Source organism: Sphingobium sp. VMM (assembly GCF_056790315.1).
Window position 1 is genome coordinate 1 of the sequence record NZ_JBXGSI010000079.1, and the last position, 303, is coordinate 303.

The 303-nt window shown below is 58.4% G+C and carries 1 protein-coding gene; it reads left to right on the forward strand.

Features of this window, described 5'->3' with window-relative positions; all coding sequences use genetic code 11:
• Window positions 1-303 (forward strand): hypothetical protein (locus tag ACUCV3_RS27400; protein WP_482241486.1); only part of this gene is annotated, 303 nt, incomplete at both ends.

Sequence of the window (303 nt, forward strand, 5' to 3'; positions counted from 1 at the left end):
GCTATCTAATGCTGCGATGCTTGGCTTAGCTGGCGAACCGGCCATCCTATTTCTTAACCGAGGAGATGATGGTCCTGTTAGCCTATACTTCGCTGGCTATACGCCGGACGCATTGAAGCGGGCAACTGACCTGACGGTCGCCGCTACACGCGCCGAAGCTTCACGGCAGGCGAAGATCGTCGCATCGTGGCGGGCCAATACCACGCTTCCCCACTTCGCGAAGGTGCGCGCGCTCATCGCCAATCTCGGTCAGTCGATGGCGATCAGCAGCAGCATGTATTCGACCAGCTTGAAGCGTTGGGT